Annotated in this window: 6 protein-coding genes and 1 pseudogene; 6 read left to right on the top strand and 1 reads right to left on the bottom strand. The window is 61.6% G+C overall.

Features of this window, described 5'->3' with window-relative positions:
- The 6 genes and pseudogenes from GTW58_RS12460 to GTW58_RS12435 all read left to right on the top strand — a co-directional run.
- Positions 1-942 (top strand): annotated as a pseudogene (locus tag GTW58_RS12460) (MobF family relaxase); the annotation flags it as partial.
- Positions 943-1,109: 167 nt separating this feature from the next.
- Entirely contained in the window at positions 1,110-2,867 is a 1,758-nt protein-coding gene (locus tag GTW58_RS12455; RefSeq protein WP_119933759.1) for an SIR2 family protein, read from the top strand.
- Positions 2,868-3,112: 245 nt separating this feature from the next.
- The gene (locus tag GTW58_RS12450) at positions 3,113-3,439 is read left to right on the top strand and encodes a hypothetical protein (RefSeq protein WP_157980597.1); all 327 of its coding nucleotides are present in this window, start codon (positions 3,113-3,115) and stop codon (positions 3,437-3,439) included.
- On the top strand, positions 3,417-5,846 hold the full coding sequence (locus tag GTW58_RS12445) for an AAA family ATPase (RefSeq protein WP_119933761.1): 2,430 nt from the start codon (positions 3,417-3,419) through the stop codon (positions 5,844-5,846). Before GTW58_RS12450 ends, GTW58_RS12445 begins: the two co-directional genes overlap by 23 nt.
- 258 nt (positions 5,847-6,104) lie before the next feature.
- Complete coding sequence (locus GTW58_RS12440; RefSeq protein WP_119933762.1) at positions 6,105-6,440, top strand: sulfate permease; 336 nt, start codon at positions 6,105-6,107, stop codon at positions 6,438-6,440.
- 284 nt (positions 6,441-6,724) lie between these two features.
- Positions 6,725-10,555 (top strand): ATP-binding protein, encoded by a 3,831-nt coding sequence (locus GTW58_RS12435; RefSeq protein WP_157980598.1) that lies wholly within the window; start codon positions 6,725-6,727, stop codon positions 10,553-10,555.
- Here GTW58_RS12435 and GTW58_RS12430 read toward each other — a convergent pair.
- The gene (locus GTW58_RS12430) at positions 10,552-10,977 is read right to left on the bottom strand and encodes a hypothetical protein (protein WP_232818135.1); all 426 of its coding nucleotides are present in this window, start codon (positions 10,975-10,977) and stop codon (positions 10,552-10,554) included. The genes GTW58_RS12435 and GTW58_RS12430 overlap by 4 nt on opposite strands.
- Positions 10,978-11,051 lie beyond the last annotated feature (74 nt).

Raw genomic sequence — 11,051 nt, 5'->3', positions numbered from 1 at the left:
CCTCGGCGTCTATCCCGGCACCGACGCGCCCGGCCCACGCCCCGCAGCTACCCTCTCAGCTGCGAAGAGCCCGTGATCCTCGACCGGCCCGACGACCACGCTAGCCCCCATCCCGGGGACAACCTCGACGCCACCGGCCGATCCGTCCTGTATGGCGTCCTGCAACACGTCGGGGCCGAGCTGTCCGCACACGAGACCATCACTGCCGAGCAGGAGCGCTGGGGCTCGATCGCCCAACTCGCCGCCGAGTACGAGACGATTGCTGCCGCCGCCCAACGCGACCGCTGGGCCACCCTCATCCGGGACTCCGGACTCACCGCCGAGCAAACCGACGCCGCGATCGAGTCCGAAGCGTTCGGCGCGCTCACCGCCGAGCTGCGCCGCGCCGAGGCCAACCACCACGACCTCGACACCCTGCTCCCGCGGCTCGTCGCCGCGCGAGGGTTCACCGATGCTGACGACATCGCCTCCGTCCTGCACTACCGGGTCGCCCGCGCCACCGCCCGCCCGGCGGGCTCGGGCCGCACCAGCAAGGCACCGCGGCTGATCGCCGGCCTGATCCCGTCAGCGGACGGTCCGATGGCCGACGATATGCGGCATGCGCTCGATGAACGGCGCGAGCTGATTGAGGCGCGTGCCGCGGCGGTGCTCGATGCCGCTCGCGCCGCCGGGGAACCTTGGACAAGACCACTCGGTGAGCCACCCCGCGACCCGCGCGAGGCAGCGGCGTGGCGACGGCATGCCCGCACAATTGCCGCCTACCGCGACCGGTACGGCATCAACAGTGCATCGGCCGTTGGCTCGGCGTCGGAAAGCGCAACGCAGAAGATCGACGCGGCGCGGGCCCACCGTGCGCTCGGTCACGCTGCTCGCGCGACGGCGTCCAGCGGGTCACGCGAGCAACCACGGCCTCAACCTCGAAGAGAGTCCCCCAAGTTGTAGATCCCCTGGGGTGCAGGCCCGTCGCGGACGCTGCGTTGGAGCGTGCCGACGGTGCCCTGAAAGTTCCAGACGGCCCAGATCCGGCCATGGGAGAATGGCCTGGATCGCTGACATGCCAGCCGTTCGATGGTCTTGGCGTGCGCTGACTGCTCTAGGAGGACAATATCGTGACGGGTGAACCGCTGAGGACTGTGCCGGCCGTCCTGGCCCGGTTTGACACAGCGATGTCGCAGTTTGCCGCAGCTTTCGAGGATGGGCAGTACGTGTTGTGGCTTGGCTCAGGCATTTCGCGGGAAAGAGTACCCAATGTCTACTCGCTTCTTGAGAACGTCATCGAGTCATTGCGTGTCAGCATTGACCCGACCGATGCTTCTTGCGCGTACCGATCCGCGTTCGACCAAGTGCTTGCGCTAGCAAACCTGACAGCGGACGAAAAGGCGAAAGTTGACGATACGGTTCCGTTCGCAGATTGGCCGCTCCGCGAACGAATTACGGCGGTCTTGGCCGGAAACTATTCAAAGGTCCTCGACGTCCGCGTTGAAGGTAAACCAAAGGACTACCTCGTGTGGGACGTCCTCGACGTCCCGGAAACCTACGGGTCGCCCGGAATTGAACCAGATGTTGAGCATTACTGCATCGCGCTCTTGATGCTCGAAGGACTAGTCGACTCTGCGGTGACCGCGAACTGGGATGGGCTAGTAGAGAGGGCTCTCAGCGACCTCATGCCCGCCTTCGGTGCGGTTGCCCGGGTCATCGTGAAACCGGAGGACTTCCATTTACCTAAGCGGCCCGTCGAATTGGTGAAGTTTCACGGCTGCGCTGTCCGGGCTCGTGGAGACGTCAACTACCGGCCTATGCTCATCGCTCGCATGTCACAGATCTCCGTGTGGGCAACGCAGCAGCAGAATCGGCCGATGCGGAAGCGGTTGGAGTCTCTCTACACGGAACGTCCGACGCTCATGCTAGGCCTGTCGGCGCAAGACGCTAATCTGCATCACGTCTTTGGAACGGCCGTCGAGGACTTGGATCGTCCATGGTCACCCGAGGCAGCACCAGCGGTTGTGCTCAGTGAAGAGAGCTTGCTCCCGCACCACGCGCACGTTCTGGAAATCACTTACGGTGCCGACTACGACGGGCATGCCGCCGAGATATCTGAATCGGCCGTTGTGGGCTCGTTCGGAAAGCCCACGCTCCTCGCACTTGTTATATCGTCTCTAACTCGGAAACTCGAATTCCTTTTGGAGAGGACGCTTCATTCGACGTGGAGTCAGCACGATGTCCAGCTTCTGGCGGATGGCCTCCTTTCCCTCCGCGACTATGCAGCTAGCCATGCCGACCCCCGCAACGCCCAGGAGCTTGAACCTTCTGAGATTTCGCAGTTTCAGCGCCGATTCGTCTCTTTGCTCATTGATGTAATCCACCTAGTTCTGACGGTTTTCCGCACGGGTCATGTTCCGTCGGCAGGCGGCCGTCGCTACGAACCACTTTCTGACAGACCCGTCACTCAAGCGATCCACAGCCCGGATTTTCCGACGGAAGAGTTCGGCTGGCTGAGTATCGCGCTGGCATTAGTCGGCCGCGGTCACGCGTCGGGCCACTGGTCGATCGCCTCGGGCGACAGTAGCGCGCCCGCGAATGGAGTGCTGCGTCTCGCGACAGATCAGCGAGACACACCCGTGTTCTTCGTAAAGGACACGGCGATATTGACGGCCCTCGAACTGGATGGAGCATTCGACGACAGCAGAGGGAGCGCGCTTGTCATTATCGCCAACGAAGAACCAGCAACAATGACGCGGTCGCCGCGGTCGCGTTACGGTCGCGACGGCAAAACGCGATCTGGCCGGTTCAGCGTTGCATCGAACACTGCCGAAACGGCTTCTGCTGACGAACTTTTCGAGGCTTTCAAACTGGCAGGAGGTTTCTAATGTCGAGCGTTCAAGACGTTTTATCTGTCCTTGAAGGTGCCGGTTTTGAACGACTGCCGGAGCCGTTGACGATCGCCGGTACAGAGTTCGGTTTCGATGCAGCAGCTCGCGGGACGCATTCCTCACATGACCTAGTTCTCGTTGCGACCGACCGAGTTCCCCGGCTGCGTCTGCAGCGTCTCGTAGCCGGCCTGGCTCGATCCCTGGACCTCGCGGCGTCGCGCCGTCCCGTGAGCCTCGTACTCATGGATGAGGTTGCAGCCTCGGACCGGATTGAGTTGGAACGCTACGCTCGCGTTCTTCCCGTCGGCTCTGTCGCACCTGATCTTGCCGAAATTGAGAAGGCGGTCGCCGTACTACTTCCCCTCAAGTTGCCTGAAGCTGAACTGGCGCACGGCAGTGACCCTGTCAATGAGGTGATGGCTGTCCTTGGCCCTGCCAAGACGACGAGCGATCACCTTGCCCTTGTGCATGCTTCAGCAGATGGTCCTGACGCTGTCCGAGAGGCGTTACGCCGGTTCGTGAACGAAGGGGCGGGTTGGGACGACGATGTGGATGATGTCGATGCGTGACCTCCCAATCCGTTCGCTCATGCTGTCCGACTTTCGCTCCATCGAGGGGACGCGGGTGCTGCCCTTCGATGCTCCCGTCGTACTCATCCACGGTTCCAACGGAACAGGAAAGACCAGTGTCTTGTCTGCGCTGGAACTTGCGCTCACCGGCGCAGTACAAAGCATGGCGCGTCAGGACGATCGCTACATCGCGCACCTTCCCTACTTTGGTCAGGCTTACGCCACAGTTCGGGCGGACGTCGCCGAATACCTTCAGGCAGGGTCCACCGGCGTCCCGTTGACGGTTGGCGGCACACGCATAGACGGGCCCCACGCGCTCAACGAAGAAGCCGCAAAATTCTACGCCGAGCGTTGCTACTTGGACCAGGCGTCTTTGGGACGCCTCCTGGAGTTCTACCAAACTCGGGTTGGCCAAGAAGAGTCAGCGCTGGCGAAGTTCGTGAACGAACTACTCGGCCTTGAGAAATTGGACGCCCTTCGGGCTGGCCTCAGTGATGCAAACGACCTCCGTCTACTCAAGAAGCTCGCCGTCGGTGTCGAGGACGCCGCAACTAAGGCGAAAGCCACCGCGGCTCAACTCACCGAGCAGAGCGAACTCCTCGCCGAGAACCGCTCGGAGCTTGCCCAAGCGCGCGCTGCGACGCGTCAAGCTATCTCGGCTCTTCATCCAGACACGCCCGACGCCATGGATGACTCTGATCTGGTCGCGTTCGTCCAATCCGCACTCAGCGACGATGACACTCAGGTTGCATCCGCCGACGCGGCAAGACTCCATCAGGAACTCATCGCACTAGGCGGCCGCATCTCAGCGCTGACGGAGCGTCCCTCGACCCAACGAATCGAGGAAGTACGCTCAGCGCTGGCAGTTATCACCGCCGACCGGCAGACGTGGGACGCCACCGAAGGTGCCACGGTCCGCGCCTGGGAGGCGGAGGCACAGGCCTTGGGTTTGGAGCTGTCGAATGAGCCCCGCCTCGCCGTCGAGCGGGCCACAAATCTCGTGCTCCGCGACCTGGACACCGCCTCCAAAGTTCGCGCCCAACTCGAGTCCGTTCGAGCACAACTCGACACGGACCGACGTACGTTGGACTCGCTAGAGGTCAGTCTCGCCGAAGCTCACGAGTATTCAAGCGCTCTCGTCGAAGGGCTCACCGCGCTCCGCACTATCGTCGATGACAGCAATGTGTGCCCGGTTTGTGACCGCGATTACGAGGAGGCTGAGACTCACAGCCTTCCGGTCCACATCGACTTGAAGCTCTCTGAGTTGACGGCACACGGGCAGCAGCTGGTCGACTTGCGGACCGAGCGCGACGAGCTGGCGGCTCGGGTCGGCCGCACCGAGGCTGACCACAGCCAATTGCAGAGCCGCGTCCTGCCTGCTGACCAAGAGGAGACTCTCCAGCAGCGCCGCGCGGCACTCGTCCAGCTGACTGCACAGATTGACGAAGTCGAATCCGCCGTTACTCGTGGCGCGGACCTCGCTCGACGAGTCCGCGAACTTGAACAGACCCTCGAAAACCTGGAAGCGGCTTCGTCGGAAGCACACCACATCAGGACCGAGCTTTCCCGATACGCTGCACTCCTTCACGTTGACCTTCCTCTCGTGGCCGACTCGTTCGACGGAGCATGGCGGAGTCTCCTGGAGCGAGCAGAAGCCGAGGTCGTCCGTATCCAGGGTGCCGCCACCCGCTACCGGAGCGCGGCCAACGAGTCGGCCCGCCTCGGCAGTGCTATCGAGCGCGAATCTGTCGTCGTTCAACGTGTCGCAAGCCTCGTTGAGCGTAAGAACCATTGGGACGGCCGGGTGGCTGAAGCGAGGCGTCGACAAGCGGTCGCAAGGGAGGTGCACGAAGCGGCAACACGTGCGCGCACTACCATCGTTCAACGCGTCTTCACTGAATCCCTCAACGACGTATGGAGAAGCGTCTTCACAAGGCTGGCGCCGAACGAAGGATTCATCCCAAGATTCGGCATCCCGACAGCCACGAAGACCGCACTCGACATCAAGCTGGAGACAACTCACCGTACTGGCGCGGCCAGCGGTCCCCCCCAGATGATGCTGTCGGCTGGAAACCTCAACACCGCAGCACTATCTCTCTTCCTCGCGCTTCATCTCGCCGTGCAACCGGTCGTTCCTTGCTTGGTATTCGACGACCCTGTGCAGGCCATGGATGAAGTACACGTTGCCCAGTTCGCCGGACTCATCCGGGTGCTGGCGAAACAACACGGCCGTCAAGTCGTTATCGCGGTCCACGAACGGGAACTATTCGACTACCTCTCTCTCGAACTAAGCCCCGCCTATGACGGTGATGAGCTAATAACCATCGAACTTGGCGAACGTGCGAAGGACGAAGACGAGGGCGTCATCCGTCACACGTGGACACCCGACACCGCAATTGCGAGTTGATGAGAACGGCCTCGAACCTGACGTCTGTTTGTGAACTATGCCCCCGGGGTCCTCTCAGGGGGTCCGTCGCTGGGATAGGCGCGGGTCGTAGTGCCGTGTGTTAACGACCGCGAGAGTTCCGCACGTCCAAACTCAGGCGTATCGTAGAAGCGAGGCAGGTTCTTCCTCACCACTCGGCCGCACGCGGTCGGCCCGACCTCGGGCCCTTCTCAACGCACTGCCTCCTCAGGTGAAACGTGCGATTGAGAGGAGCCGAACATGTTCCGCCTCCTGATAGTGGTCAGCCCACGGGCCAGACGCGGCATGAAGTGGGGGCCAGTAGCGATGCTGCTGGCCGTCCCATACTTCGCCGCCGCCGCCGTCTGGCTCGCCGGACTCATCGATCAGGGTGCGCCAAGCTGGCTGCACCTGTTCGTCCTCCTGACGATCTGGAACGGGTTCAAGATGCTCTGGCTCGGGCCTACCAGCGTCGCTTGGCTCACCCGAGCCCGCTTCCGTGAGGCCGGTGCACGTCGACGCCAGCGACGAGCCGCCGCCCGTGACGCAGAGCTGACCATCAAGGAGGGCGCACCCGAGCAAGCGGGAGTCACTTGATCGGTGGGTTCGCCGCGATGGATCGATCGCTCGACCGTGGGCCGACGCACCTGGTGCGTCATCGCTTCCGTCCGAAAGTCTGCGCGGCCTGAGACAATTGGCTCGTGGCACGTAGGAACCCGAAGCGAGGGAAGAGGCGGCAGCGACCCCGCCAGAAGCCTGCTGTCCCCTCACAACGCTCCGACCCGCCCGACGAACCGGATACGTCGGACCGCCTCATCGATGAGTGGAGCGGAACGAGAAGTGGTGCTTGGGCCAGCAGGGGGTTCGACTTCCAACACACTGTGGCAGCCTGGCTTGCCGCTCGCCTGATTGCGGGCGATCTTCACGCTCAGCGTCTCGTCCCCGAAGGATTCGAGGATGTCACCATCGAATCCGAGACATCTCGGCATGTTCAGATCAAGTCACGAGGAGAGCATCTTGGTCTCTTCCCCATGGGAACGGCGAGTAGTCATATCGTGAATGCATGGCTCCGACACCGAGAACGCGGCCGCAAGTCGGAGAGCCTTACCGTCGTGTTCGAGCGCGGCATCGAGGGTGAGACTGGAATCTCACGGTTCGACACGTCACTCAGCAACTCGCTCAGCCAGGATTCGCCACTACGACTAAGTATCAGCGCCACGGCGCTCAAGCGAGGGCTCAAAGAAGGTGAGACACAGGAGCTACTCGAAGGGACGACCGTCTACGGAGCCTCGTGGGCGGCAGTCGAGAAAGACAGCAGGACACTACTTGGAGCAACCTTCGAGAGGTTGCAGCCAGCAGCACTCAACTACCTTGCACGCGAACTCCGCCTTGTGGCGGCGGAGATCGCCATGCTCAACGCACCGACCGCGTACACGCACAGACAGTCTCTCGATCGAAGCGAGTTAACCCGGCGCTGCCAGCACTTCATCGAGCAAGTTGACCTCGATGCGCTCGAAGCAGCAGTCACCCTGGGGCTGTGCTCACCTTTGTCACATGCTGAGCCCATGCACGATGAGCGCTTCTACGAAGGAGTTGCGACCCAGCCAGGGCATGTCGCGGCGGGTCTGGTCGTACCGCGAGCAGACTTGATCGGCGAAGCGGTAACCGGGATACAAGAGACATCGTCCGTCATCCTGACTGGGCCATCCGGCGTCGGGAAGAGCGCCCTACTCTGGTCAGTCCCGCAGGCCCTCCCTGGCGTCTTGTGGTTCCGCGTGAATCGACTTTCTCCCGCTGACGTACCCGAAATACTCCGGCTGTGCCGCTCTCATCGAGTCTCTGACGCGAACCCCATCGGCCTCCTCATCGACGCGGCCGGCACAGGACTGTTCGAAGGTTGGTCAGTCCTGCGCGAAGAGGTGGCAGCGACGCCGGGGCTCTTCAGCATCTCCACGTCCCGACACGAGGACCTCATATCGCTTGGTGATCTATCGGGATGCACCACCATCGGCGTAACCCTGGACGAAGATGCTGCCGAAGCGATTTTCAACGGCCTCCGCGATCGAAATGCCACCGACTCTCCCTACTGGAGAGAGGCATACGAACAGGCCGGTGGCCTCACTCTTGAGTTCACCCACATGCTCACGCGCGGTCAACGACTCAGTTCGGTTGTCACAGAACAGATTCGTCGCCGAGTCGCGGAGCGACGGAACGTCGAGCTGAACCTCCTGAGCCTGACTGCGACAGCTGACCAATGGTCCGCCAGCATTCCTGTCAACAGAGCCGCAGAGGCATGCGGAGTATCGCAACTTGAACTCCGAGAACCCATCGCGCGTTTAGCGGAGGAACATCTCCTGATCGAGCGCAACGGAACAATCTCGGGCGTGCATCAACTGCGATCGATCGCGATCTCAAATGCGATCCATGACCAGCCTCCACCCACTCTCGAACACACGATCAATCGACTGCTTCCGGCCCTCGAACCTGAACAGATCAAGCGGTTCATACCGAACGCCCTACGAGACGAACCAGAGTTAGACCAGTTGTTCCACGACGCAGCACTGGACGAACGAAACGGTGCCGTCGAACTGACGGCGTATCTTCGAGGGCTACGTCTGTTCGACTTCTACGAGCGAGCACTCAACTGGAACAGCATTGCTCAGCAGCGCGGCGTCCCCCCAGCACACGAGCCCATTGCTCAACTGTTTGCCATTACAGGCGCCGCCGTTCCCGACTTTTTCCCGGACGAGGTCGGTCGTGCAGTGTCGGACATGACGGCTGCGCCGGAGGCAGCGCGAGGATCAACCGTGATCTCCGCGGCGGGTGCTCAGCGTTTCGCTGAAGCACTCGCTACAACGGACGACCTCCGTGTCGCGACCGAGCTTCTATTTGAGTTGGGACGAGGTGAGACCGAGATAGCGAGCGAATGTCAATCGAGATTCTCGACCCCGAGCCCACTCCTGGAAGCTGTACAGCGCGCAACCGTGGAACAAGTGGCAGACCTCGTGGTCACTGCCAACTCAATCGACCCAAGTCTCGCGCAGACATTCGTAGTTTCCTCTGGCGGCGAAGCCGCCTTGATGGCCAAGATCAGAGACTATGATCCATGGATCAGTGAACTCCGGATTGTCGATTCTGCTGACGGGCCGGTCGCGTACGCTCGCTCTCTCCATTTTTCTGATGCTGTCCACGGAGACCCCCACGACCGAGTGATCGCGCTCGGAAGGCTGCTCCTGCGCTGCTTTCCGAGAACTACACACGTTGACGTCAAGCTAGTACTCCCAGGCGGCCACGACTATCAGATCGGCGAGCACCAACTAGGTTCCACAAACCTTCGGCGAGAATACGACCACTCCGAGCTGGAGGTGGCATGGAACCGGGAACGTATGCGGGTGACAAACGCCGTCCTTGGCGCCACCGACACAGAACGCCTCGCAGCCGCGCTGCCCTTGTTGGATACCACGGCGCAACTCACTACGATCCTCGGTAACACTTTCGCTGCCGCAGACGTTCGATCCGTCGACACCAATCAACTCGCGGATCAGATCAACTCGCTGGACGACCAAGCGAAACAGATCGGGCCACGCTTGAACAGCCGTGAACGAGTAATAAACATCGATGGCGACAAAGAATCTGGATCGGTGATCACAGATCCGCTCTCCGGTCTGGTCACGGACCTCACCGGCAACATATTTCCTCGACTGACGACTCTGGATAATCCGGCAGCCATCGCCGCACATCTGAGCGATCAGGTGATCGCGAAATCACTGCGTCGCGCGCAAGAAGAGCCGTGGCATTTGCTGGGCTACGACACCTTCCCTGAGAGTCTCAAGTCCATTGAAAGCGACCTGCATAACATCCTCGCTGTTGTTGCCGCGCTGGCCGCAGACTCGTCAGCGAACGTCGGGCTCATACGAGCAGCCCGCGCCGGAGGACATCAGGGAGCACTCCGCAGATCGGCCGAGGCTGCCAGGCGACTTACGCGACGGCAGTTGCAAGCGCGAAAGACCCAACTGGAGCAGGTTGGCAAGGATCTCGGTCAACAGTTTCGGGTACTCATGCCCAAGGACGACCAGTACCAGCTCGTATCCGAGCGCCTCGTAGCCGTAGATGTCTCGTCGCTCATCGACTGGAGCTACGCGCTGGAAGAGATCAGCACTGCAATCCAGGATGCGGGACTGCCTGGAGAGAAGTTCACGATCGTTCCGATCCGTAACGGAAAGCCAGTTGCACCGCTCGCCATGAGTTTGATCTCATCGCTCCTCCCCGCGGGAGACCTCGGCCAGTGGACAAGCTCTCTCGCTGAGGCGCACGAGACCCCACTGACAGACGCACTCGATGCAGCGATCGCATCGCTCCAAGTCGCCTCTGGAGTACTGGCACTGCCAGAGGCACATCGTTCGCACGGCATCGTCGATCAGGTCGTGGAAAACGCGAAGCACGAGTTCATCCAGTCACGGCAGATACTTGAGCAATCGTCGAGGGATGCGATCACGGAGCAGATCGCACAGCTCCTTGACTCCCTAAACGACGCGTTGCTTGACGAAGAGGCCGGTGAAAGTGCCGGTGGGGACATCGCTAGTCAGTTGTTGCAGATGATGACACAAGGTCATCAGACGGAGTTGACGGTAGCTGTGTCGGTAGCGCGACTGATGGCGCTGGAGTGGGACATCGATAGGGAGACAGCCGAGCAATTCTTTGAGATCGACTAGACAGATGACCGACGACCGCGGGAGCGGATTTTCCCGCCACAGGCCACGACCGCAGAACGCACCGTCTCATCGCCGACCCCCAGTTCGGTCGCGACTTCTTCGAGAGTCCTGCCCTGCTCGTACAGCCGAGCCGCCTCCCGACGTCCGGGCTCGTCCAGACCACGACGACGCACCGTGACACCTGCCTGAGCGGCGAGCCGGTGCACAGTCGTGCGATGTACCCCGAACCGCCTCATCAGTTCATCGACCGGCACTTCCTTGGCGTATTCCTCGGCCAGCGCAGCGCGATTCGGGACACTCAAACGGGTTTGAAGACGGGGCGATTTTTTCGCGACCGGGCCGCGCACATCCTCGATAGGCTGGCGTTCAGGACGCGACCCCGGGCGCCGTGATCCCCTCAGAACGCGGCGAATCAGCGTCATGAGGGCCCTTCACAGATGAGCATGGGTAGGGGTCTTGCGCCACGGCCGGTGTCCGCCGGCGGCGAGCAGGGCGC

This window comes from Kocuria subflava (assembly GCF_012163155.1).
Taxonomy (GTDB): Bacteria; Actinomycetota; Actinomycetes; order Actinomycetales; family Micrococcaceae; genus Kocuria; species Kocuria subflava.
Note: the sequence above shows the minus strand (reverse complement) of the source record. Positions and strands in the feature narration are given on the sequence as shown.

What these genes read in the sequence shown, in the direction of transcription:
- GTW58_RS12440 (WP_119933762.1), top strand. Translation starts at nt 6,105, where the DNA reads ATGTTCCGCCTCCTGATAGTGGTCAGCCCACGGGCCAGACGCGGCATG.
- GTW58_RS12450 (WP_157980597.1), top strand. Translation starts at nt 3,113, where the DNA reads ATGGATGAGGTTGCAGCCTCGGACCGGATTGAGTTGGAACGCTACGCT.
- GTW58_RS12430 (WP_232818135.1), bottom strand. Translation starts at nt 10,977, where the DNA reads ATGACGCTGATTCGCCGCGTTCTGAGGGGATCACGGCGCCCGGGGTCG.
- GTW58_RS12445 (WP_119933761.1), top strand. Translation starts at nt 3,417, where the DNA reads ATGTGGATGATGTCGATGCGTGACCTCCCAATCCGTTCGCTCATGCTG.